Origin of the sequence: Ilumatobacter sp., from assembly GCF_965215205.1 — a bacterium.
GTDB lineage: Bacteria > Actinomycetota > Acidimicrobiia > Acidimicrobiales > Ilumatobacteraceae > Ilumatobacter_A.
The window spans coordinates 3,032,240-3,055,457 of record NZ_OZ244049.1 but is presented as its reverse complement, the minus strand read 5'-3'; the positions used below and the strand labels follow the sequence as shown (position 1 = coordinate 3,055,457).

At 72.9% G+C, this 23,218-nt stretch carries 21 protein-coding genes and 1 pseudogene; 13 read left to right on the top strand and 9 right to left on the bottom strand.

Annotation, left to right across the window (positions count from 1 at the left end):
* Nucleotides 1-14: 14 nt before the first annotated feature.
* The 3 genes and pseudogenes from ACOOHC_RS14175 to atpC all read left to right on the top strand — a co-directional run.
* Nucleotides 15-899, top strand: a pseudogene (locus ACOOHC_RS14175) (F0F1 ATP synthase subunit gamma); the annotation flags it as partial.
* A 447-nt stretch (nt 900-1,346) separates the two neighbouring features.
* Nucleotides 1,347-2,789 (top strand): F0F1 ATP synthase subunit beta, encoded by a 1,443-nt coding sequence (atpD, locus tag ACOOHC_RS14170; protein ID WP_420451056.1) that lies wholly within the window; start codon nt 1,347-1,349, stop codon nt 2,787-2,789.
* A gap of 4 nt (nt 2,790-2,793) precedes the next feature.
* Nucleotides 2,794-3,225, top strand: a complete 432-nt coding sequence (gene atpC / locus ACOOHC_RS14165) for an ATP synthase F1 subunit epsilon (RefSeq protein ID WP_420451055.1) — start codon at nt 2,794-2,796, stop codon at nt 3,223-3,225.
* Between the two features lie 73 nt (nt 3,226-3,298).
* Here the strand turns inward: atpC and glpX are convergent, their stop codons facing one another.
* The gene (gene glpX / locus ACOOHC_RS14160) at nt 3,299-4,294 is read right to left on the bottom strand and encodes a class II fructose-bisphosphatase (protein ID WP_420451054.1); all 996 of its coding nucleotides are present in this window, start codon (nt 4,292-4,294) and stop codon (nt 3,299-3,301) included.
* A 115-nt stretch (nt 4,295-4,409) separates the two neighbouring features.
* Between glpX and ACOOHC_RS14155 the strand changes: the two genes are divergently transcribed.
* The 4 genes from ACOOHC_RS14155 to ACOOHC_RS14140 all read left to right on the top strand — a co-directional run bounded on the left by ACOOHC_RS14155 (nt 4,410) and on the right by ACOOHC_RS14140 (nt 8,558).
* Nucleotides 4,410-6,311 carry a prolyl oligopeptidase family serine peptidase gene (locus tag ACOOHC_RS14155; RefSeq protein WP_420451053.1) on the top strand — a complete coding sequence of 634 codons (1,902 nt, stop codon included), beginning with the start codon at nt 4,410-4,412 and terminating at the stop codon, nt 6,309-6,311.
* Nucleotides 6,312-6,414: 103 nt separating this feature from the next.
* Nucleotides 6,415-7,251, top strand: coding sequence for a hypothetical protein (locus tag ACOOHC_RS14150; RefSeq protein WP_420451052.1), 837 nt, complete (start codon nt 6,415-6,417; stop codon nt 7,249-7,251).
* 42 nt (nt 7,252-7,293) lie between these two features.
* Nucleotides 7,294-7,986, top strand: coding sequence for a J domain-containing protein (locus tag ACOOHC_RS14145; RefSeq protein ID WP_420451051.1), 693 nt, complete (start codon nt 7,294-7,296; stop codon nt 7,984-7,986).
* Nucleotides 7,986-8,558 carry an alpha/beta family hydrolase gene (locus tag ACOOHC_RS14140; RefSeq protein WP_420451050.1) on the top strand — a complete coding sequence of 191 codons (573 nt, stop codon included), beginning with the start codon at nt 7,986-7,988 and terminating at the stop codon, nt 8,556-8,558. The genes ACOOHC_RS14145 and ACOOHC_RS14140 overlap by 1 nt, the downstream gene beginning before the upstream one ends.
* 33 nt (nt 8,559-8,591) lie before the next feature.
* Here the strand turns inward: ACOOHC_RS14140 and ACOOHC_RS14135 are convergent, their stop codons facing one another.
* Entirely contained in the window at nt 8,592-10,274 is a 1,683-nt protein-coding gene (locus ACOOHC_RS14135; RefSeq protein WP_420451049.1) for an MFS transporter, read from the bottom strand.
* 22 nt (nt 10,275-10,296) lie between these two features.
* Here ACOOHC_RS14135 and murA point away from each other — a divergent pair, with 22 nt between their 5' ends.
* Nucleotides 10,297-11,598 carry a UDP-N-acetylglucosamine 1-carboxyvinyltransferase gene (murA, locus tag ACOOHC_RS14130; RefSeq protein ID WP_420451048.1) on the top strand — a complete coding sequence of 434 codons (1,302 nt, stop codon included), beginning with the start codon at nt 10,297-10,299 and terminating at the stop codon, nt 11,596-11,598.
* 39 nt (nt 11,599-11,637) lie between these two features.
* On the opposite strand, the gene ACOOHC_RS14125 is transcribed toward murA, so the two are convergent.
* Entirely contained in the window at nt 11,638-11,796 is a 159-nt protein-coding gene (locus ACOOHC_RS14125) for a hypothetical protein (RefSeq protein WP_420451047.1), read from the bottom strand.
* A gap of 43 nt (nt 11,797-11,839) precedes the next feature.
* On the opposite strand from ACOOHC_RS14125, the gene ACOOHC_RS14120 reads away from it, so the two are divergent.
* The 3 genes from ACOOHC_RS14120 (at nt 11,840) to ACOOHC_RS14110 (ending at nt 13,972) form a co-directional block, all read left to right on the top strand.
* The gene (locus ACOOHC_RS14120; protein ID WP_420451046.1) at nt 11,840-12,097 is read left to right on the top strand and encodes a NifU family protein; all 258 of its coding nucleotides are present in this window, start codon (nt 11,840-11,842) and stop codon (nt 12,095-12,097) included.
* A 58-nt stretch (nt 12,098-12,155) separates the two neighbouring features.
* A complete protein-coding gene (gene meaB, locus ACOOHC_RS14115; RefSeq protein WP_420451045.1) occupies nt 12,156-13,118 on the top strand; it encodes a methylmalonyl Co-A mutase-associated GTPase MeaB in 963 nt (320 codons plus the stop codon).
* Between the two features lie 74 nt (nt 13,119-13,192).
* Nucleotides 13,193-13,972 (top strand): enoyl-CoA hydratase/isomerase family protein, encoded by a 780-nt coding sequence (locus tag ACOOHC_RS14110; RefSeq protein ID WP_420451044.1) that lies wholly within the window; start codon nt 13,193-13,195, stop codon nt 13,970-13,972.
* 63 nt (nt 13,973-14,035) lie between these two features.
* On the opposite strand, the gene ACOOHC_RS14105 is transcribed toward ACOOHC_RS14110, so the two are convergent.
* On the bottom strand, nt 14,036-15,301 hold the full coding sequence (locus ACOOHC_RS14105; RefSeq protein WP_420451043.1) for an MFS transporter: 1,266 nt from the start codon (nt 15,299-15,301) through the stop codon (nt 14,036-14,038).
* Nucleotides 15,302-15,368: 67 nt separating this feature from the next.
* Nucleotides 15,369-16,529, bottom strand: coding sequence for a glycosyltransferase family 4 protein (locus tag ACOOHC_RS14100; RefSeq protein WP_420453807.1), 1,161 nt, complete (start codon nt 16,527-16,529; stop codon nt 15,369-15,371).
* Nucleotides 16,530-16,612: 83 nt separating this feature from the next.
* On the opposite strand from ACOOHC_RS14100, the gene glgB reads away from it, so the two are divergent.
* Complete coding sequence (gene glgB / locus ACOOHC_RS14095; protein WP_420451042.1) at nt 16,613-18,508, top strand: 1,4-alpha-glucan branching enzyme; 1,896 nt, start codon at nt 16,613-16,615, stop codon at nt 18,506-18,508.
* Nucleotides 18,509-18,544: 36 nt separating this feature from the next.
* On the opposite strand, the gene ACOOHC_RS14090 is transcribed toward glgB, so the two are convergent.
* The 4 genes from ACOOHC_RS14090 to ACOOHC_RS14075 form a co-directional block, all read right to left on the bottom strand.
* Nucleotides 18,545-19,036: an SRPBCC family protein gene (locus ACOOHC_RS14090; RefSeq protein ID WP_420451041.1), complete on the bottom strand. Its 492-nt coding sequence runs from the start codon at nt 19,034-19,036 to the stop codon at nt 18,545-18,547.
* 40 nt (nt 19,037-19,076) lie between these two features.
* Complete coding sequence (gene galT / locus ACOOHC_RS14085; protein WP_420451040.1) at nt 19,077-20,060, bottom strand: galactose-1-phosphate uridylyltransferase; 984 nt, start codon at nt 20,058-20,060, stop codon at nt 19,077-19,079.
* A 67-nt stretch (nt 20,061-20,127) separates the two neighbouring features.
* Nucleotides 20,128-21,135 carry a phosphatase PAP2 family protein gene (locus ACOOHC_RS14080; RefSeq protein ID WP_420451039.1) on the bottom strand — a complete coding sequence of 336 codons (1,008 nt, stop codon included), beginning with the start codon at nt 21,133-21,135 and terminating at the stop codon, nt 20,128-20,130.
* Nucleotides 21,136-21,276: 141 nt separating this feature from the next.
* Nucleotides 21,277-21,660 carry a thioesterase family protein gene (locus ACOOHC_RS14075; protein WP_420451038.1) on the bottom strand — a complete coding sequence of 128 codons (384 nt, stop codon included), beginning with the start codon at nt 21,658-21,660 and terminating at the stop codon, nt 21,277-21,279.
* A gap of 140 nt (nt 21,661-21,800) precedes the next feature.
* Between ACOOHC_RS14075 and ACOOHC_RS14070 the strand changes: the two genes are divergently transcribed.
* The gene (locus ACOOHC_RS14070) at nt 21,801-23,192 is read left to right on the top strand and encodes a TldD/PmbA family protein (RefSeq protein WP_420451037.1); all 1,392 of its coding nucleotides are present in this window, start codon (nt 21,801-21,803) and stop codon (nt 23,190-23,192) included.
* Nucleotides 23,193-23,218 lie beyond the last annotated feature (26 nt).

Sequence of the window (23,218 nt, the reverse complement as noted above, 5' to 3'; positions counted from 1 at the left end):
CGAGGAGCGTCGTAATGGCCGGAGGTCAGGAACGGATCCTGCGCGGACGCATCAAGGCGATGCAGTCGACGAAGAAGATCACCCGTGCGATGGAGCTCATCGCCGGGTCGCGCATCGTCAAGGCCCAGCAGCGCGTCCAGGCGGCCGTGCCGTACTCCGAGCAGATCACCGAGGTCGTCCGCGACCTCGGCGCGGCGAGCGGCGGCGACGTCGCGAACGTCCCCCTGCTCGCCGGGCGCGACGAGATCCGCACCACGTGCTACGTGGTGATGACCGCCGATCGCGGCCTGTGCGGCGGGTACAACGCAGGCGTGCAGCGGGCGGCCGAGGGCGAGATCAAGGCCGACGTCAAGGCCGGCAAGGACTACACCATCATCCCGGTCGGCAAGAAGGCCCTCGGCTACTTCCGCTTCCGCGACTACCAGCTCGGCGAGGCGTTCAACGGCTTCACCGAGCAGCCGAGCTACGACGACGCGCGCCGCATCGGCCGCCACGTCGTCGAGCTCTTCACCTCGGGTGCCGTCGACAAGGTCGAGCTGGTGTACACCCGGTTCATCAGCGCGGGGAGCCAGGAGGTCGTGCTGCGTCCGCTGGTGCCGCTCGACGCCGACTCCACCGGCGGCGGCGACGGCAAGGACGACGCCGGAGCGGACTTCGACTTCGAACCCGACCCGCTCACCATCCTCGACTCGCTGCTGCCGCGCTACGTCGAGGCGCGCATCTACGCCGCGCTGCTCAACGCCGCCGCCTCCGAGCACGCGTTCCGCCAGCGGGCGATGAAGTCGGCCACCGACAACGCGCAGGAGCTGATCCGCGAGCTGAGCATCGTGATGAACCGCGCCCGCCAGGCGTCGATCACCGCCGAGATCATGGAGATCGTCGGCGGTGCGGCGGCGCTCGAGGGCGACGACCACGACGCGGGCTACATCGAGTACGGCGACGACGGCGACGTGCTCGGGATGACCACGATCGAGCCGGTCACCGTCGGCCACACCGCGACGATCAGCGACGACGAGCCGAACGAGGGCGAGGCGGCCGCGACCCCACGGCGCAGCTCGGTCTCCACGCTCGAGCGCGAGGGCGACGACCTCACCCGGATCGCCGGCCTGGAGGCGGCCTACGAGGACCGCCTCCACGAGGTGGGCGTGACGTCCTTCCGCGAGATCGCGGCGTGGAGCGCCGACCAGGCGTCGCAGATCGACGCCCGGCTCGGGCTCGGCGGCCGCATCGCCCGTGACGACTGGCAGGGCCAGGCCCGGCGCCTGCACGACGAGACGCATCCCGACGACCAGATCTGACGCCACCGAGCGCCCTTCGAGCGAACGACCCACAGGAGACACCCAGTCATGACCGTGACCGAGAACGAGAACCAGACCACCCTCGAGGAGGGCCGGGTCGTCGGCATCGCCGGCCCGGTCATCGACGCCGAGTTCCCGCGCGGCTCGCTGCCCGAGATCAACCAGGCGCTCGAGTTCGACGTCGATCTCGACGGCGAGACGATCACCGTGCTCGCCGAGGTCGCCCAGCAGCTCGGCGGCGGGCGCGTCCGCGCGATCTGCATGAAGCCGACCGACGGCCTCGTGCGCGGCGCCCCGGTGCGAAACACGGGTCACGGCATCCAGGTGCCGGTCGGCGAGAAGGTGCTCGGCAACGTGTGGAACGTGTGGGGCGACGCCCTCGACCACCAGCCCGAGGGGTTGTCGGACATGGAGCGCTGGGACATCCACCGCGACGCCCCGACCTTCGACGCGCTCGAGCCCTCGGCGCGCATGTTCGAGACGGGGATCAAGGTCGTCGACCTGCTCACCCCCTACGTGGCGGGCGGCAAGATCGGCCTGTTCGGCGGTGCCGGCGTCGGCAAGACGGTGCTGATCACCGAGATGATCAACCGCGTCGCGTCCCAGCACGGCGGTGTGTCGGTGTTCGCCGGCGTGGGCGAGCGCACCCGTGAGGGCACCGACCTGCGCCTCGAGATGCAGGAGTCGGGCGTCTACGAGAAGGCCGCCCTCGTCTTCGGCCAGATGGACGAGCCGCCGGGGGTCCGCCTGCGCGTCGCGCTCTCGGCGCTGACGATGGCGGAGTACTTCCGCGACGTCGCGAACCAGGACGTGCTGCTGTTCGTCGACAACATCTTCCGCTTCGTGCAGGCCGGCTCCGAGGTGTCCACCCTCCTCGGCCGCATGCCCTCCGCGGTCGGCTACCAGCCGACGCTGGCCGACGAGATGGGGCAGCTCCAGGAGCGGATCACCTCGACGAAGGGGCGCTCGATCACCTCCCTGCAGGCGGTGTACGTGCCCGCCGACGACTACACGGACCCGGCGCCGTTCACGACCTTCACCCACCTCGACGCCACGACCGAGCTGTCGCGCCAGGTCGCGGCGCTGGGCATCTACCCGGCGGTCGACCCGCTGGCGTCGACGTCGACCATCCTGTCGCCCGACGTGGTCGGCGAGCACCACTACGGCGTGGCCCGACGCGTCCAGGAGACCCTGCAGCGGTACAAGGAGCTGCAGGACATCATCGCGATCCTCGGTCTCGACGAGCTGTCCGAGGAGGACCGCCTCACGGTGTCGCGAGCGCGCAAGGTCGAGCGCTTCCTGTCCCAGCCGTTCTTCGTCGCGAAGACCTTTACCGGCCTCGAGGGCGAGTACGTCCCCGTCGACGAGACCGTCGAGTCGTTCGAGGCGCTGATCGACGGCGAGCTCGACGACCTCCCCGAGCAGGCGTTCCTGAACGTCGGCAACATCGAGCAGGTGCGGGCCAAGGCCAAGAACCTGCAGGAGGAGTGAGGTCGTGGCCGAACCGATGAAGGTCGACGTGGTGTCGCCCGAGGAGGTGCTCTTCTCGGGCGAGGCCGACATGGTCATCACGCGCACCGCCGGCGGAGGGGAGATCGCGTTCCAGGCCGGGCACCAGCCCTTCGTCGGCGGCCTCGTCGAGAACCACACCCGGATCTTCCTCACCGACGGCAGCGTCCAGGACGTGGCCGTGCACAGCGGGTTCGTCGAGGTCGGTGGCGAGCCCACCCGCATCTCGCTGCTCTGCGACATGGCCGAGATGGCCGAGGACATCGACGTCGACCGCGCCCGCCAGGCGCTCGAGCGCCACGGGCGCACCGCGAACTCTGGCGGCGACGACTCCGACGTCGCGCAGGCCGTCGCCGGGACCCGGCGTGCGAAGGTCCGCCTGCGCGCCACCGGCAACGAGGGCAGCTTCACCGCCTGAGCCCGCCGCGGGCGGCTCCGCCGTCGGGACCGCCCCGCCTCGCGCGCACCCCCGGGCGCCGCCCGGGGTGGGGTCAGTAGTCGATCGCGGAGAACTCGCGCAGCTTGCGCACCCGGTGGCGGGCGTCCACGAACCGCACCGTGCCGCTGCGGGACCGCATGACCAGGCTCTGGGTGCGCGCCCCGCGCTGGTCGAAGCGCACCCCGCGCAGCAGCGCGCCGTCGGTCAGGCCGGTGGCGGCGAAGAAGCAGTTGTCGGTCGTGATCAGGTCGTCCTGGGTCATCACGGCGCCGAGGTCGTAGCCCGCGTCGATCATCTTGTCGCGCTCGTCGTCGTCCTGCGGGGCGAAGCGTGCCTGCATCTCGCCGCCCATTGCCTTCAGCGCCGCGGCCGAGATCACGCCCTCGGGGGTGCCCCCGATGCCGAACAGCACGTCGACGCCCGCATCGGGCCACGCCGTCGCGACGGATCCGTAGACGTCGCCGTCGGTGATGAGGCGGATGCGGCAGCCGGCCTGGCGGACCTCGCCGATCAGGTCGGCGTGGCGCGGTCGGTCGAGGATCACCGCGGTGAGGTCCTGCACCTCGGCCTGCTTCGACTTCGCGATCCAGCGCAGGTTCTGCGACGGGCTGGCGGTGATGTCGATCGAACCGACCGACTCGGGGCCGACCGCGATCTTCTCCATGTAGTACGACGGGCCCGGGTCGAGCATGGCGCCGCGGTCCGCGACCGCGATGACCGAGAGCGCGTTCGTCTTGCCGTGCGCCGTCAGCGTGGTGCCGTCGATCGGGTCGACGGCGACGTCGACCAGCGGCTCGGTCCCGTCGCCGACCTCCTCGCCGTTGAACAGCATCGGCGCGTCGTCCTTCTCGCCCTCGCCGATGATCACCGTGCCGGTCATCTGCACGGTCGACAGCGACATCCGCATCGCCTCGACGGCGGCTCCGTCGGCCTTCTCCTTCTCGCCGCGCCCGACCCACCGGGCTGCCGCCAGGCAGGCCGACTCGGTGGCGCGGACCAGCTCCATGGCCAGGTTGCGATCGGGGACCTCACGTGACGACTCGGACATCTCGACGACGGTACCCGCCGTGGGGGTCACGTCCCAGTCGATGGCCGCCGGTCGCCCGCTCGATCCCTCGTCGACGGTCGACGACCACGGTGGGTGGCCCCGTAGCCTCGCGCCGATGGAGCCGATCCCGCTGTCGTTGATGCAGGCCGGGCGCGAGGTGAGCGAACCCCGCCTCGCCCCCGACGGGGGGAGCGTCGCCTTCGTCCAGCGGTGGCGGGGATCGACGTCCATCGCGGTGGTCGACCTCGACGAGCGCGTCGAGCGGCAGCTGTCGTTCGGAGCCGAACCGGCCGCCGGTCGTGGGCTGAGCGGTGGGTGCTTCGCCTGGGTCCCGAGGGCGGGGTCGCCGGACGCCCTGGTGTTCTGCGCTCGAGACGGCGAGCTGTGGCTGCAGGAGGCGACGAGCGCACGACCGATCACCTCCCACGGCCGCACCGTGCGCGCACCGTGCGTCGCCGAGCGCGCCCGGACACCCCCGATCCCGACCGCGCGGGCCGCCACGGGGACGGCGACGGGGACGGCGACGGAGTCGGCGACGCCGACGGGGACGTCGTCGCGCCCGGGCGCGCCGGCAGCGACGTGGACGGGGACCGTGGTCGCCTACGCGCTCGACGAGTCCGAGATCCACCTCCTCGACCTGGGCACGGGCCGCGGCGTGCGCCTCGACGACGGGCGGCACGGGTTCTGCTTCGATCCCGCCCTCTCCGCGGACGGCCGACGGGTCTCGTGGCAGGGCTGGAGCGCGCCGTCGATGCCGTGGGACGACTCCGAGCGCGTGGACGTCGACCTCGACACGGGGGCGATCTCCACCTGGCGACCCGCCGACGGGGCGGTGCAGCAACCCCGGTTCACGTCGGCGGGGGACGCCGTGCACGTCCACGACGGCTCCGGGTGGCTGAACGTCCACGTCGGCCACCGGCGGGTCGTCGCCGAGGCCGTCGAGCACGCCGGGCCGACCTGGGGGATGGGGAACCGCAGCTTCGCCTCCGACGACTCCGGTCGGTGGATCGCCGTGGCCCGCAACGAGTCCGGGTTCGGGTCGCTCGACGTGGCCGATCTGGCGACCGGGGCGGTCCGCCACGTGGCACGAGGCGTCCACGGTCAGCTCTCCTGGGTCGGCGACCGCCTCGCCGCGCTGCGCACCGGGGCGCGCACGCCCACGCAGGTCGTCGTCTACGACACGGCGGGGTGGGCGCGCACGACCGTCGCGGCCTCCGCCGCCGCCCCGTGGGCGACATCGGAGCTCCCCGAGCCCGAGCTCGTCGACGCGCTCGCGCGCGACGGCCTCGCCCTGCACGCCCGGCGCTTCACGGCGGGGCGGGGGCGGATGCTGGTGATGGTCCACGGTGGTCCGACCGACCAGTGGCAGGTCGACTGGCGCCCGCGCATCGCGTACTGGTGGAGCCGGGGGTGGGACGTGCTGGTGGTCGATCCCCGCGGCACGACGGGGCACGGACGCACCCACCAGCAGGCCCTGCACGGCCGGTGGGGTCGAGCCGACGTGGACGACACCGCCGACCTCGTCGCGCTGGCGCACCGGGAGGGGTGGGCCACCCCGGCGTCCACAGTCGTGGTCGGGGGGTCGTCGGGCGGGCTCACCGCGGTCGGCCTGATGTGCGACCGGTCCGATCTCGTCGCGGGGGGCGTCGTCAGCTACCCGGTCAGCGACCTGCGGGCGCTCACGGAGAGCACCCACCGCTTCGAGGCCCACTACACCGACACCCTGGTCGGCCCCGACGACGGGTCCGAGGCGACCGCCGCCCGGTTCCGTGAGCTGTCGCCGCTGCACCGCGCCGAGTCGATCTCGGCCCCGCTGCTCGTGTTCCACGGCACCGACGACCCCGTCGTCCCCGTCGAGCAGAGCCGTGCGCTGGTCGAGCGGATCACCTCGGCCGGAGGGGAGGTCGAGCTCGTCGAGTACGAGGGGGAGGGCCACGGCTTCCGGCAGCCGGACGCCGTGGCCGACGAGCACCGCCGCACCGAGGCCTTCCTCGACCGCGTCGCACCCGCCGGCTGACTCCGCCCGACTCGACCCGCCCGACTCCACCCGCCGACTCCACCCGCCGACTCCACCCGCCGACTCCACCCGCCCGACGGTGCGCCCGAGCTAGCGTCCCCCCGTGGCTTTCGTGAACAAGCAGGGAGGTGACGAGGCGCGCGACGAGCGTGCGGCGTCGGGCCAACCCATCGACTTCGATCCCGGCGACGACTCGATCGTCAAGGTCCACTACGACCTGTCGTCGTGGCGCATCGACGATCGCGCCGAGCTGTCCGAGGCCCTCGCGGAGGCCGAGCTCCCGCACCACTGGGACGGCGACGAGCTCGTCGTCCCCGAGGCGGTCGAGGCCGAGGCCGACGCCATGTTCGACCACCTCGAGGCCGAGCTGGGGCCGTTCCCCGTCGTGCTCGACATCGACGCGGCCTCGGTCGAGTACGGCCTCGACGAGTGGTCGGCGGGCGACCGCCGGGTGCTCGACGCGGCGATGGTCGAGTCGGAGATCCCCCACCGGTGGGAGCAGACGACGCTGCTGGTCGCGACCGACGCCGAGGAGGCCGTGGACGGCCTGCTCGACGCGATCGAGTCCGGCGAGCTCTCGGGACCGACCGACGAGGCCCACGAGCCCCCCGACGGTGCTCTGAGCGACATCTTCCTCGCCGCCGACCGCCTCGCCAAGGACCCGTTCGACGCCCGCTCGCGCACCACCTTGATCGACCTCCACGAGGTGATCGATCCCCGCCACCCTCCCTACGCCCTGTCGCCGGCGGTGTGGACGAGGACCGTGGCCGGGGTGGCGGCGATCGTCGACCGGATCCACGCCGACGCCGACGGAGAGCGGGCGGATGCCGCGGCCGCCGCGATCACCCCGCCGGCCGATGCCGACGAGCGGCGCGAGGAGTCCTCCGACGTGATCGGCCTCGCCCAGGGCCTGCGCGCCACCGTGCGCGACTCCGTCTAGGTCGCGCCCGGCCCGGGCGGTCACCTCGCTAGCGTCGCCCCCGTGCTGCTGGCTCAACTGGAGATCTTCCACAGCCGCCCGGTGCAGCCGACCCGGCGGATCGCCCTCGGCCACGTGGTGCTCCCGGTCGACCCGTCTCCGGGGTTCGGCGGGTTGCTCCTCGGTGCCGTGGTCGCCCAGCACCTCGACGGCGTCGACGACGACCACGTCGGCGACGTCCACCGCCTGATCGGGGAGATCGAGTCGGGAGCGCGCATCGTGCAGCCCCGGTTGCGGCACCGCTTCCAGATCGACCGCCACGGGCTGTCGCACAGCACCCACCGCCTGGTCGGCGAGGGGGACGACATCTCCTTCGAGTTCGACACCGTCGGGACCCCGCTCGCCCAGGTCCTCGGCGCGGTCTACGCCGTGGAGCGACTGGCGCTCGACCACCGCAGGACGATCACCCCGGTGCTCCGGCGCGCGGCGCGCTGGCGGGGACCGATCGGGGCGTCGCTGATCGCGCACCTCGCCGGGTCGCAGTCGACGACCCTCGAGGCGCTCGCCGATCCGCGCGGGTGGGCGATGCAGCTGCTCGGCTTCGAGCTCGGCGGATCGAGCCCGTCGCGGCGCGAGGTCACCAAGGCGTTCCGGACGCGGATGCGCGACGTCCACCCCGACCACGGCGGCGCCGAGATCGACGCGGCGAAGGCGATGACCGACCTCGCCGAGGCGCGCCGGATCCTGACGCCCTGATGGCGCCCCCGTCGGTGCTGCTGTACCCGGGAGCCGGGACGGGGTGCGACCACCCCGGCCTCGTGGCGATCGAGGGCGCTCTCGGGTCGCGCGCCCGGGTGGAGCGGATCGACTTCCCGTACCGCCGGGAGGGACGACGGGCGCCGGACCGGGCGCCGAAGCTCATGGCGGCGATCCGCGACGACCTCGCGGGCATCCGCCGCCGCCGGGGCCCGGTGGTGATGGGCGGACGCTCGATGGGCGGCCGGATGGCCTCGATGGTCGCCGCGGACGCGGACGGCGGCGGGCCCGTCGCCCGGCTCGCCGGCCTGGTGCTGATCTGCTACCCGCTCCACCCGCCGAAGCGCCCCGACCGCCTGCGCGTCGAGCACCTCGTCGACGTCGGCGTCCCGTGCCTGTTCGTGTCGGGCACCCGTGATGCCTTCGCCACCCCCGAGGAGCTCACGACGTGGACGGCGACGATCCCCGCCCCGGTCCGCCACCACTGGATCGAGGGGCGTGGCCACGACCTGCGCGGGTCCGATGCCGAGGTCGCGGGCGTCGTCGCCGGCTTCGTCGACGAGCTGGTCTGAGCCCGCCGCGCGGGTTCGATCGGCGCCGCGGGGTCAGCCGTGCCGAGGCAGGGTGGGGTCGTCGAGGGGCGGAGCGGCGCCCGGGTCCGGGGCCACGTGCTCGAGGTCGACCGGCGCGTCCTGGGGGTTGAGCTGCTCGAGCTCGCGGTGCGCGGTCTCGGGGTAGAACGCGACCACCAGCACGGTGACGACGAGCTGGCCGATCGCGAGCACCGCCAACGTCGAGGAGTAGCTCCACCCGCCGTCGATCATCCGGCCGGTCAGGCTCAGCCCGCCGATCCCCCCGACGAGCGCGGAGGCGGTCACGAAGCCCGAGGCCCGCGTGCGGTTCCCGGTGGGGAACAGCTCGGTGCGGTACACGGTCATCGCGGGGTAGACGGCGGCACCGAGGATCCCGCCGGCGAGCGAGAACACCCACAGCCACGGCTCGCCGTAGGTGAACGCCGCGACCACGGCGATCACCGACAGGGGGAGGGCGACGCTGATCAGGGTGCGACGACCCCGCCGGTCGGCGAAGCGCCCCCCGAGGATCAGGCCGATCCCCGACGGGGTGCCGATGAGGATCGAGAAGATCCCGATCTTCGTCCCGTCGAAGCCGCGCACGTCCTGGAGGTAGGTGTTCTGGAAGAAGCTCGCCGGGGCGATGAACACGTTGCCGGCGAAGGCGACCGCCGCCAGCAGCGCGAAGCGGCGCCGGTCGAGCCGGGCACGCGACGGCGCGGCGAGCTGGCGTGCGGCCTCGGCGGCGAAGCGGCGCGTCTCGGGGAGGCGTCGCGTCAGGTCGAGCGCGACCACGCACCACACGACCGACACGAGGTAGACGAGTCGCCAGCCCCCCGGTCCGACGTCGGCGAGGGCGAGCGACATGACCGCGATCCCCGCCCCCAGCCCGGCGGCCATCGCGAGCACGCTGACCGCGTACGCCCGGCTGTTGCGCGGGACCTCCTCGGCTGCGACGACGCCGACCACGAAGGCGAGCGCGATGCCCATCGGGCGGGCGACCGTCTGGGTCGCCACGAGCGAGGCGAAGTTCGGGGCGGCCGCTCCGACGACCGACAGCAGGGGCGCGAGCCACGCGACCACGATCAGCACCCGACGGCGACCGATGCGGTCGGCGACGACCGCGGCGGGGAGCGCGAACACGATCCCGGCGCGCACGATGGATCCCGCGTCGCCCTTCACCGTCTCGCCGACCCCGAAGTCGTCGGCCGCGAAGCCGACGGTCTGGGTGAACAGCGTGTTGACGAACGCGGCCGACATCGATGCCGCCGCGAGCAGCCCGATCACCAGCAGCTGGATCGCGTCGAGGTGGTCGGGAGGGGCCCACCACCCGCTCGCCGACAGCCGGCGAGCGAGCACCTGGCGCACCGGGATCGCGAACAGCCAGCCGAACCAGGGGATGCGCAGCCGGAAGCGGGTCAGCTCCTCGATCCCGTCCCCGTCGTCGCGGACGTCCGCGACCGGGCGACCTCCCGTGCGCCCGTCGGGGGCCTCGCCCGGGATCGGACCGAGCCGCTCGGTCGGGTACGACAGCTCGCGGCGGTACTCGAGGAAGGGCCCGTGGCGCTGCTCGAACACCACGGTGGTGCGCTCCCCGTGCCGGCTGCGGTGGACCTCCACCTCGTCGAGCAGGTCGTCGCGCGGTGCGTCGAGCGCCGCGATGCGCTCGGGGTCGGCGGGCCAACGTCGCGCGAGGATGCGACCGCCCGGTTCCACGGCGGGAGCATACTGGGGGGTCGTGAGCACGTCCGTCGAACACAGCCCCGTCGTCCAGCGCGACGACGACGCCTCGATCGTGGTGCGCGGCGGGGGACCGCTGTCGGGGACGGTCGAGGTGCCGGGGGCGAAGAACTCGGTGCTCAAGCTGATGGCGGCCACGATCCTGTGCGACGGGGCATTCGAGCTGACCAACGTCCCCGACATCGCGGACGTCGCGATCATGGGCGACCTGCTCGCGGCCATCGGCGTCGACATGGTCCGTCCCGCTGCGGGCGAGGTCGTGCTCGACAACACCGGTCGGATCACCCCGGTCGCCCCCTTCGAGCTCGTCGAGCGGATCCGGGCGTCGATCAACGTCCTCGGACCGCTGCTCGCGCGCTGCGGCGAGGTGCGACTGTCGATGCCCGGCGGCGACGACTTCGGCGCGCGCCCGATCGACATGCACGTCGCGGGCCTCGAGGCGATGGGAGCGGAGTTCACCTTCGCCGACGGCGACCTCGAGGCGCGCGCCGACCGCCTCCACGGCGCCGACATCACCTTCGACTTCCCCAGCGTCGGGGCGACGGAGAACCTGATGACCGCCGCGGTGCTCGCCGACGGCGTGACGACCATCGACAACGCGGCGCGCGAGCCCGAGATCATCGATCTGTGCGAGTTCCTCGTCGCGATGGGAGCGCGCATCGACGGGATCGGCACCTCGACGCTGCGCATCGAGGGCGTCACCTCCGCCGAGCTGGCGCCGGTGCGGCACCGCACCGTCCCCGACCGGATCCAGGCCGCCACCTACCTGGCGGCGTGCTGCGTGGCCGGGGGCGAGATCGACGTCGTGGGGGCCCGCGGCGACCACATGGCGATGCTGCTGGACCGCTTCGGCGACATGGGCCTCGAGCTGACCACGTCCGATTCGGGGATCCACGTCGCGGCGCGGGGCCGGTCGCGCTCGATCGACGTCGCCACCCTCCCGTACCCGGGGATCGCCACGGACTACAAGCCGCTGATCATCACGATGCTCGCCGTCGCCGACGGCGTGGGGATCGTCACCGAGAACCTCTACCCGGGTCGGTTCCGCTACGTCGAGGAGCTCCAGCGGCTCGGCGCCGACGTGCGCACCAGCGGCCACCACGCCGTCGTGCGCGGGGTGGCGCGCCTGTCGGGAGCGCCGGTACGCGCCCACGACATCCGCGCCGGCGCCGCGATGGTCGTCGCCGGCCTGGCGGCCGAGGGCGAGACGCGCATCTCGGGGGTCCACCACATCGACCGGGGCTACGACGACCTCGTCGGGCGCCTGCGCTCGGTGGGCGCCGCGATCGACCGCACCTGAGCGCGACCGGTGCGGCGGCCCCCGCGGTGCGCCGTGGTGTCAGCGTCGGGCGGGATCGTCGTCGGGCGCGGCCTCGACGGCGGCGTCGACGCGGCGCTTGGCGAGGACGAGGAGGCCCGCGATGACGACCATCGGACCGCCGACGAGCAGGATCTCGTCCCAGCCTCCCTGGTGGGCGAGCAACTCGACCGCGGTCACGAGCATGGATCGTAGGCCCGCGCTTGATTGAATGGTCCCCGAGATGCGCGAACAGGTCGAGGCCACCATCGAGGTCATCCGCCCGGCGCTCCAGGCCGACGGCGGGGACATCGTCCTGCACGGCGTCGACCCCGAGACCGGCATCGTCGAGGTCGAGCTGACCGGGGCCTGCGTTGGTTGCCCGGCGTCGACCCAGACGCTCAAGGCGGGGATCGAGCGCATCATGCGCGACCGCGTCGACGGCGTCACCGAGGTGATCAACATCGCCGAGGCCGAGGCGGCCGCCGCGATCGGCATGTGACCCCGGCGGGCCGCCCGTGATTGGGTGCGGTCCGCCACGATGCGATTGACTCTGTGCGATGGCCCGCACCCGTCTCCCCCCGGCCGAGCTGTTCCAGTCGGCGCTCGACGGCGACCGCAGCTCCCTCGCCCGGCTCCTGTCGCTGATCGAGCGCGGCGGGGACGAGGCGCGCGAGGTCGGCCGTCTCGCCCACCCCCTGTCGGGGGAGGGCTACACGGTCGGGATGACCGGGGCACCCGGTGCCGGCAAGTCGACGCTGACCGCCTCCCTGATCGGCCACCTGCGCTCGCTCGAGCTCGAGATCGCGGTCCTCGCGATCGACCCGTCGTCGCCGTTCACCGGGGGAGCGATCCTCGGTGACCGGGTCCGGATGCAGGACCACGCCACCGACCCGGGGGTGTTCATCCGCTCGATGGCGACCCGCGGCCACCTGGGCGGCCTGGCCCTCGCCACCCCCGAGGCCGTGCGTGCGCTCGATGCGATCGGGCGGCGCTGGATCCTCGTCGAGACCGTCGGGGTCGGCCAGGTGGAGGTCGAGGTGGCCGGCAAGGCCGACACGACCATCGTCGTGGTCAACCCCGGGTGGGGTGACAGCGTGCAGGCGAACAAGGCCGGGCTGATGGAGATCGCCGACGTGTTCGTGATCAACAAGGCCGACCGGAAGGGCGCGGACGAGACCCGTCGCGACCTCCAGCAGATGCTCGACCTGTCCGACCTCGGCGAGGACGCGTGGCGGGCCCCGATCCTCGAGACGACGGCGACGTCGGGGACCGGCGTCACCGAGCTGTGGGACACGGTGCTCGAGCACCGCGAGTTCGCCGAGTCGAGCGGGCTGCTGCACGAGCGTCGGTCGTTCCGCCTCGGCGAGGAGCTGCGCGAGATCATCGCGCAGCGGCTCGGGCGCAAGGCGCGCGAGATCTGCACCGGCGAGCGCTGGGACCAGCTCGCCGACGAGGTCGCCGAGCGCGCGACCGATCCGTGGACGGCGGCCGACGAGATGCTCTCGGGCGTCGACGCCTGACGGTCGATCGTCCCCGCGGGTGGGCCGGCGCGCGCGATCGGAGCCGTCGCGGACGTGGGTGGCAGGCTGGGGCGATGGCCGACTACGACACCGTGACCCTCGAACGACGTGACGACGACGTGGCGGTGATCACCCTCGCGAACGGCAAGGTCAACCCGCTGTCGATGGAGCTGCTCGCCGAGCTGCGCGCCGTGGCCGACGAGCTCGCCGCCGACCTGCCCGGCGCGGTCGTGGTGACCGGCGGCGAGAAGATCTTCGCGGCGGGTGCCGACATCAGCCAGTTCGGCGGCCAGGACGAGGCCCGCGACATCGGGCCGCGCTTCCACGATACGATCGGCGCGATCGCCGAGCTGCCGCGCTTCGTCATCGCGGCGGTCGGCGGCTACGCGCTCGGCGGGGGCTGCGAGCTCGCCCTCGGCTGCGACTACCGGATCGCCTCGGAGCGGGCGGTCTTCGGCCAGCCCGAGATCCTGCTCGGCATCATCCCCGGCGGGGGCGGGACCCAGCGCCTCGCCCGGGTCGTGGGCCCGTCGCGGGCCAAGGAGATGTGCATCACCGGCCGCCAGGTCGACGCGACCGAGGCGCTGCGCATCGGACTCGCCGACGAGGTCGTGCCCGCCGACGAGCTGCACCCGCGGGCGTTCGAGCTCGCCGCCCAGGTCGCCCGCGGTGCGCTCACCGCCCAGGCGATCACCAAGCGCGCGATCGACGCCGGGTTGTCCACCACGCTGGCCGACGGGCTGGCGATCGAGCGTGACGCGTTCGTCGAGGTCTTCGGCACCGAGGACTCGCGCATCGGGGTGCGCAGCTTCCTCGAGCACGGCCCCGGCAAGGCCGAGTTCACCGGGAGCTGAGCGGGTCGACGAGCGCGACCGACGAGGGTGCGCCGCGCCCGGACCTCGCCGGTGGCGTCCGCCTCAGTCGCGCGCGATGGGCCGGCTGATCGACCAGGCCGAGCGGGCGAGCCACAGCCCGACGGCCGTCAGCACGAGCATCGAACCCGCGACCACGGCGTACGCGGTCGTGCGCCCGAACGCCTCGTAGACCGACCCCGTCACGACGGCCATCACCCCCGCCATCAGCGCCTGCGAGGCGCCGAGCATCCCCTGCGCCCCGGCCTGGCGGTCCGCGGGGATGACCATCCCGGCCGCCACCCCGGTCGCGGAGACGGTCGCGCCGTCGCTCAGCGCGTGGAGCATCGCGAGGGCGAAGATCAGCCCTCCCGTCGGCAGCAGTCCGTAGCCGAGCAGGAAGCCGGCCCCCGCGACGAGGCCGATCGCCGCGAGCTTGAACGGCCCGAACGTCTGCGCCGTTCGCCCGCCCCACGGGCCGAGGAACACGAGCGGCAGCGCGAACAGGGTGATGCCGAGGTTCGCGATCCACTCCGAGGTCCCCAGCTCGGCGTGGACGAGCGACCACAGCGCGTCGAACCCGCCGATCATCATGAACACGACCCCGGCCAGGATCGTGGCGCCGGCGAAGGGACGGATCCGGAGCAGGTCGATCGCGAGCCGCTTGCGCGGTCGGTGCTCGAGAGCGGTCTCGTCGACCGGGATCCGGGCGACGAAGGGGAGCAGGACCAGCGACGCGGCGGCGACCACCACGAACGGCGCCGGGATCCCGAGGGGCCCGACGAGGACGGCCGAGATCGCCGGGCCCATCGCGAACCCGAACACGTCGGCGGACAGCAGCCGCCCGAGGTTGCTCCCGAGGTTGTCGGGGTCGGCGAGGATCACGATCCTGCGGATCGCCGGCGCCGCGGCTCCGACGCCCAGGCCGTTGACGACCCGTCCGACGAGGATCGGCGTCAGCGCCGTCCCCAGCGCCATCATCAGCAGCCCGGCGACGCTCACGAGCACTCCGACCACCACGACGTGGCGGGCGTGGCCGCGGTCGGCGTAGGGCGCGACGAGGACCTGCGACAGGAAACCCGAGAGGAACCCGATGCCGATGACCAGCCCGATGGCCGATGTCGAGATGCCGTAGTCCTGCTGGTAGTCGTCGACGATCGTGAACAGGACGCCGTACCCGGCGGCGAGGGTGGCGGCGAGGCCGCCGAAGGCGAACAGGATCCGCAGCGCGGAGGGGGGCGGCGGGCTCGACCTGGTGGGGTCCGCGTCGAGGGGGTCCGCCACCTCCTCGGCGGCACGTCGCTGCGCCTCGTCCTCGGGGCGCAGCGTCACGACGCGGATCGTAACGCGATCCCGCGTCCGCGCCGCAGGGCGATCGGGCGCGGCGCCGGTGCGCGCGTCACCCGTGGCGCAGGGCGATCGCGCTGTCGTACACGTGGACGATCGAGGCGGCGATCGCGTTCCACGCGTACCGCTGCTCGATCAGCACCTTGGCGCTCTCGGTGAGCTGGCGGGCGAGCTCGGGTTCGCGCAGCACCCGCTCGATGCAGTGGGCGAGCGCCTCGGGGTTGCCCGGCTCGAAGGTGAGCCCGGCGTCGGTGTCGGCGAGCAGCTCGGCCAGTCCGCCGGTGCGGGCCACGATCAGCGGCGCCCCCGCCGCGAGGGCCTCGAGCGCGACGATGCCGAACGGCTCGTACAGCGACGGGATGACGACGCAGCCCGCTCGGTGGACCAGGTCGCGCAGCTCGTCGTCGCGCAGGAACCCGGGGAGCGCGATCAGATCGCTGATCCCCTCGACGTCGATGCGGGTCTGCAGCTCGGGCAGGTAGCTGCCGCGCCCCGCGATCGTGCAGGTGACCTCGGGCATCCGGCCCCGCAGGATGGACATCGCGCGGGTCAGCACCTGGAACCCCTTCTCGTACTGGACGCGCCCCCACGACACCACCAGCGGTCCGCGCTCGGCGTGGCGATCGTGGCCGTCCCACAGGTCGGGTTCGATCCCGTTCGGGATCCTCACCACCTGCTCGGGACCGAGCTCGAACCCCGACACGAGCTGCTCGACCATGAACCGGGTCGACGCGATCACCCGGTCCGCCCGGAACGCCAGCCACCACTCGATCGCGTTGACGTCGGTCGGTTCCCCGAGCGGGAGGTTGCCGCCGTGGCGCACCCGCTCGGTCCCGTGCATGGTGAGCACGAAGGGCACGTCGTGGTGGCGCGACAGGGTGTCGGCGGCCCACCCGATCTTCCAGTCGTGGCCGTGGACGATGTCGGGGATCCAGCCGCGCAGCGGGGAGTCGGCGTCGGTGACCAGCTGCACGATCGCGTGGTTGGCCGACGCGGTCAGCCCGAGGTAGCGCTCCTCGGGGACGTGGGGCAGGTCGACGTCGGCACGGAAGACGCGCACCGGGCCCGACCTCTCGACGGCGGCGTCGACGCCGCGCGCGGCGATCGTCAGCACGACGACGTCGTGGCCGGCGGCGGCCAGCGCCCGGCTCGACCCCACGACGTGGGCGGCCGTCCCGCCGGTCTCGGACGGCGGGAAGTCCCACGTGAGCATCAGCACCCGCACGGCGTCGCACCCTAGTCAGCCGCGTGTCGACGGTCTCGCGGTCGGCGGGGGCTCGGGTACGGTGTCCGGCGATGTCCCCGCCCGCTGCGCGCATCGGCGCGCTCGATCTGCACCTGTTCGGGGAGGGGACGCACCGACGCCTGTGGGAGCTGCTCGGTCCGCGACCGATCGAGCACGGCCCCGACGGGGGGTGGGCGACCCGGTTCGGCGTGTGGGCACCGAACGCCCGGTCGATCGCGGTGGTGGGCGACTGGGGCGACTGGGTGCCCGAGGCCCTCGAGCCGGTCCTCTCGGACGGGCCCACCGGCATCTGGGCGACCGTCTCGGACGCCCCGCGGCCGGGCGACCGCTACCTCTACGAGATCACGACCGCGCAGGGCCGCACGATCCGCCGGTCGGACCCGATGGCGCGGCGCACGCAGAGCCCGGCGAGCGACGTCAGTGTGATCCCCGACGTCGGGGACTTCGAGTGGAGCGACGACGACTGGCTGCAGGGGCGCGGCCGCGTCGTGAGCGGTGAGGCGCCGCTGCGGATCTACGAGGTCCACCTCGGATCCTGGCGCCGGTCGGTCGACGACTGGTCGAGCCTCGCGATCGAGCTCGGCGGCCACGTCGCGCGCCTCGGGTTCACCCACGTCGAGCTGCTCGGTGCCGACGAGCACCCGACCGCGGGGTCGTGGGTCGCCGAGGTCGCGGGCCACTACGCACCGACCGCGCGCTTCGGGCCACCCGAGGAGATGCGCCGCTTCGTCGACACCCTCCACGGCCTCGGTGTCGGGGTGATCCTCGACTGGCTGCCGTCCCGCTTCCCCGTCGCGGAGCGGAGCCTCGGGCGCTTCGACGGCTCGCCGCTCTACGAGCGGGGCGACTCCGACGCCGCGCTCGGCGAGCACCGCTTCGACCTCGGGTGCGCGCAGGTGCGCAACTTCCTGCTCGCGAACGCCCTCTACTGGCTCGACGAGTTCCACGTGGACGGACTGCGGTTCGACTCGGTGTCGGCCGTGCTGCGCGGCCCGGGAGCGCCCGCCGACCGGGGCGACGAGGGGGGCGAGTCCGCCGAGGATCCCCACGGTGCCGCCTTCGTGCGCGAGGTGTGCTCGGTGGTCGGCGAGGAGTTCGGCGACGTGCTGATGATCGCCGAGGAGTCGACGGCGTGGCCGGGGGTGACGCGCCCGACGTCCGCGGGCGGGCTCGGCTTCAGCCACACGTGGAACCTCGGCTGGGCCCACGACACCCTCGAGTACCTGGCACTCGCCCCCGAGGAGCGCCCCGCCCACCACGACCGGATCACCTTCCCCCTGCTCGACGCCCCCGACGAGCGCTTCGTCCTCCCGATCACCCACCACGACGTCGGCGGCGCGCGCGGCGCGATCCTCGAGCGCCTCGGCGGCGACGACGCACAGCGCTTCGCCGCGCTGCGGGCGCTGTTCGCCCTGCAGTGGTCGATGCCGGGAGCGCCGATGGTGTTCATGGGATCGGAGCTCGCGCCGTGGCAGGGGTGGAACCCGACGGCGGAGCTGCCGTGGCACCTGCTCGACCACCCGTCGCACCGGGGTGTCCACGACCTGGTCGTCGAGCTCAACCGCCGGTGCGCGACCTGGTCCGCGCTGTGGCGCTCGGACACCGAGCCGGCCGGTCTCGACTGGCTCGACGCCCACGACGCGCCGCACTCGACGTTCGCCTTCCTGCGCCGCGACCTCGTCGATGGCGACGCTCCCGTGGTCGTGGCGATCGCGAACCTGTCGGGGGAGCCGCGCTCGGGCTACCGGGTCGGGGTGTCGGCCGTCGGCAGCTGGGAGGTGGTGGTCGACTCCGACGACTCCCGTTGGTGGGGGAGCGGCCACCGTGGAGCCGCGACATCGGTCACCGCGACGGACGATCCGTGGCAGGGGCAGCCGGCGTCCGTCCTGCTCGACGTCGGGCCGATGTCGGTGGTGTGGCTCGCCGGCCCGGCTGCGGCGAGCTGACCGGCCCCGCGCACCGCTGCGCGGACCGGGCGACGCTCAGCTCGTCGGTCGGTCGTCCTCGACGAGGCGGCGGAGGCGCCGCAGGTTGCGCGACCAGACCCGGTCGAGGACGAGCTTGCCGCCCACGACCTCGCCCAGACGACCGCCGAGGAACCACGGGAAGTCGAGGTCCTCGGTCCACGTGAACCGGGTCCGCTCGCCCCCGGCGAGCGCCTCCACGTGCAGGGTGCCCCGCCCGGTCACCACGCCGGTGTGCATGACCCCCATCGCGCCGTCGCGCGCCAGGCGGCCGTCGGCGGCGTCGACGGCGGGCTCCCACTCGGTGATCTCCATCTCGTCGGTGAGCCGGATCGGTCCGATGCGCGTGTCGCACTCGAAGCGGGTGCCCACGCCCCGCCGCTGGTCGGTGTCGAAGCGGATCGCGACGGCGTCGGACATCCACTCGACGTGGTCCTCGATCGGTTCGATCGTCGCCCACACCTGCGCGGGTGTCGCGTCGATGTCGATCGAGACCGTGACGTCGCTCATGGCGCCGAGGGTGCCCCGCCGGCGCTCTCGACGAACCCGCTCAGGCGGCGGCGGTGACCGAGCGCAGCACGTCGGCCGCGTCCTCGGGGGCCACGATGTTGATCAGCACGCCGGTGCCCCGCTCGAAGCCGGCCTGGGTGGTGAGCTGGGGCCAGATGTGCACGTGCCAGTGGTAGTCGCCGGTGTGCTGGTGCGGAGCGGTGTGCACCCCCAGGTTGAACGCGACCCCGCCGAGCGCGGCACGCAGGTGGCGGATCGCGTCGCGCAGCGCGATCCCGACCGCCGCCAGCGAGGCGTCGCTCGCGTCGGGCATGTGCGACCGCTTCTCCTGCGGGACGATCATCATCTCGTAGGGGACCCCGCTCGCGAACGGGCAGAAGACGACGACGTCGTCGTTGCTGATCACGATGCGCCGGTTGCTCGCGAGCTCGGCCTCGAGGGTCGTCGTGAGCAGCGAACCGCCGGCGAAGCGGGCGAAGGCGCGCTCCTCGTCGAGGATCTCGCTCGGCACGAACGGCAGCCCGAGGATCTGCCCGTGGGGGTGCGCGATGGAGGCGCCGGCGTCGCGACCGTGGTTGACGACGACCTGGGTGTAGCGCACGAAGGGCACCTGGGAGTGCTCGGTCAGGCGTCGCCGCAGCACGTTCATCAGCTCGACGGCGTGGTCGTCGTCGAGGTCCTGCAGGCCGCCGTCGTGGTTCGGGTCGAACACGAACACCTCGTGGATCCCGCTCGCCTCGGCCTTGACGTGGACCGGTCCGAGGTGCTGAACCGCGAACGCGTCGTCGCCGTCGAAGGCGGGGAAGCGGTTGGGGATGACCCGCATCGACCAGTTGCCGTCCTCGGCGTTGGTCTCGATCGAGGGGGGCGTCTCCTCCTCGTTGCCCGGGCAGAACGGGCACGGCCGGTCGAGGGCGAGCTCGTCGGTGCGGTCGCGCACGGCGAAGTCGCTGGGCCGAGCCGCTCGGTCGGGAACGATCGTCACCCATCGCCCGTTGAGGGGGTTCAGCCGCATCTGACTCATCGTGGGTCCATGATACGGCGCGCCGAGCGCGCCACGCGCGCACCGACTCGGTGACCGCGCCGAGCCGTCACGGGTCGTGCGGTCCCCGCCCGGGTCGTCGGGGCCGGCGCCCGGGTTGCCGGACGGGGTCCTGATCGCGCTTCACGTCGTCGTAGATCGCGGTGGCGATCGAGCCCACGTGGAGCGCCGCGTCGGGGTCGACCCCGAGGCGGCGATCGAGGCGCCGTTGGTTCCACCGGTGGGACCCCCACCCCGAGAGCGCTCCGATCGCGAACACGACCAGCCCGCCGACACCGTCGAGCCAGTAGTGGTTCGCGGTCACCAGGATGCAGAACAGGGTGGCGAGGGGGTAGAGCAGGACCGCGACCTTGACCCAGGTGCGACGCAGGAGCGGCCACACGGCGAAGGCGCACCACGTCGACCACCCGATGTGCAGGCTGGGCATCGCGGCGTACTGGTTGGAGATCGACGCGACCTCCTCGCTGTCGAAGCGCCACGGGCCGCCGTAGACGCTGAGGGTGTCGACGAAACCGAACCCGTTGCTGCCGTCGAAGGTCTTCACGCGCCCGTCGCGCAGCCCGCTCGGGATGCACGCGCCCCCGAACTCGAGGGTCTGCGCGCTCGGGCACGGCTGGTCGAGCAGGCGTGGCGGCATGAGGGGGAAGAACGCGAACCCGATGATCGCCAGCGCGGTCATCGCCGCGAGGGTGTTGCGCCACTGGGGGAACACGTCCGCCCGCCGGAAGAACAGCAGCACGAAGACCGCGAGCGTGACGAAGAAGTGCGCCGTGCCGTAGTAGACGTTCCAGAACTGGATGAACCAGCGCTGGGCGAGGAACAGCTCCTGGATCGACTCCTCGTGGAACGAGCCGATCAACCGCTCGAGTCGGATCACCCGCTCGGCGTTGTGGAACGCCGCCTCCGGGACCCCGTCGCTCGCCACCGTGTTCGATCCGAACCGGTTGCGGATCCACGAGTAGACGACGTAGAACGCGGCGACGATCAACGCCTCCTTCCACCAGTGCAGACGGTGGACGCGGGCCGGGGCATCCACCGGCGGACTCCCTGGAGCCATCGCGGACCACCCTACGCGAGCGCCTCGCGACCTCGACGCGGCGCCCGTCACGTCACGTTCGCACCGCCGACACGTCGCGGTCCCCGGGCGGGCCGCCGTGAGCACGGCGCTCCGGCGGGGGACGTCGACCGAGCCGAGGGCTCAGGCGCTGCAGCACTTGTCGAGGAAGACCTCGCGCTCGACGATCTTGCGCGTGATCTTGCCGGCCGCCACGAGGCCACCGCTGTCGGAGACCGACACGGTGAACACGAGCCGGCGCCCGTCGATCTGGTCGAGCACGGCCTCCGCGGTGACGGCGGCCCCGACCGGTGTCGGCTGGAGGTGGTCGACGCGGATCCGCATCCCGATCGCGGTGGAGCCGTCGGCCAGGCCGTCGGCCAGGGCGACCATCGTCGCCTGCTCGCACAGGGCGATCAGTCGAGGGGTGCCGAGCACGGCGACGTCGCCCGACCCCAGCGCCACCGCCGTGTCGCCCTCGCCGACCGTGAGCGTCGCGATCCCGCGCATCCCTGTCTCCACCGTCACGTCGCACGACGCTAACGCGACGTGGCGCCGGATCGGCACACCGGCGTCACCCACGCCCGCGCCTCCTCGGCGCCGAGGCGGCGACGCCGGTCCGTCGGTCTCGCGGGCGGGCGTGCGGGGGATGCTCGTAGGATGGCGGCGTGATCGATCAGGACGTCCTGGAACGGGTGCTCGCCGGCGCCACGAAGACCGGTGCCGACTTCGCCGAGGTGTACGCGGAGGACAAGCGCTCGACCTCGGCCGGGCTCGACGACGGTCGTGTCGAGCAGGTGACGAGCGGGCGCGACCGGGGGGCGGGGATTCGCGTCGTCGCGGGCGAGACGACCGGCTTCGCGTACACCTCCGACCTCACCGAGGCCGGTCTCGCCGTCGCGGCGGCGAAGGCGGCGGCCGCCGCCAGCCGTGGAGGCGGCGGGGTGCGCACCGTCGAGCTCGAGCGCTCCGAGCGGCACCGGCCGAACGCGATCGTCCACGACCCCGACTCGATCGACAAGATCCGCAAGGTCGAGCTGCTCGACCGGATGGACGACGCCGCGCGCACCTACGGGCCCGAGATCGTCCAGGTCTCCGCCGGCTACGGCGACAGCCGCAAGCGGGTCCTGGTGGCGAACACCGAGGGCGTGCTCGCCGACGACGAGATCGTGCGCACCCTCCTGCGCGTCAGCGCGGTGGCGAACGGCGACACCGGGATGCAGACCGGCTACCAGTCGATGGGCCACACGGTGGGCTTCGAGATCTTCGACACGGTCGACGCCGAGGAGATGGCGCGCGAGGCGGCTCGCCAGGCGATCACCAAGCTCGCGGCGCGCCCCGCCCCGTCGGGCGAGATGCCGGTCGTGATCAAGCACGGGACCGGTGGCGTGCTGTTCCACGAGGCCTGCGGGCACGGCCTCGAGGCGGACCACATCCACAAGGGCGCCTCGGTCTACGCGGGCAAGGTCGGCCAGCAGGTCGCGAACCCGATGGTGACCCTCGTGGACGACGGCACCATGCCCGGCGAGTGGGGGACCCTCGGGATCGACGACGAGGGCCGGCGCACCCAGCGCAACGTGCTGATCGAGGACGGGATCCTCACCGACTACATGTGGGACTACCTGCGGGCCCGCAAGGACGGCCGTCCGCAGTCCGGCAACGGACGGCGCCAGAGCTACCAGCACCTGCCGATGGTGCGGATGACGAACACCTTCGTGATGGACGGCCCCGACGACGCCGACGACATCGTGTCGAGCACGAAGAAGGGCGTCTACGTCGCCAAGCTCGGAGGCGGCTCGGTCAACACCGCGTCGGGCGACTTCGTGTTCGGCATGACCGAGGCCTACCTGATCGAGGACGGGCGGATCACCGAGCCGCTGCGCGACGGGAACCTCATCGGCAACGGCCCGAAGGTCCTCCAGGACATCGACATGCTCGCCGACGACTTCTCGATGGGCAGCCCGGGCACCTGCGGCAAGGACGGCCAGGGCGTGCCGGTCGGCGACGGCCAGCCGACGCTGCGGGTGAAGGCGCTCACCGTCGGCGGGACGGCGTCGTGACCCCGGCGACGACGCTCGGCCGCCGG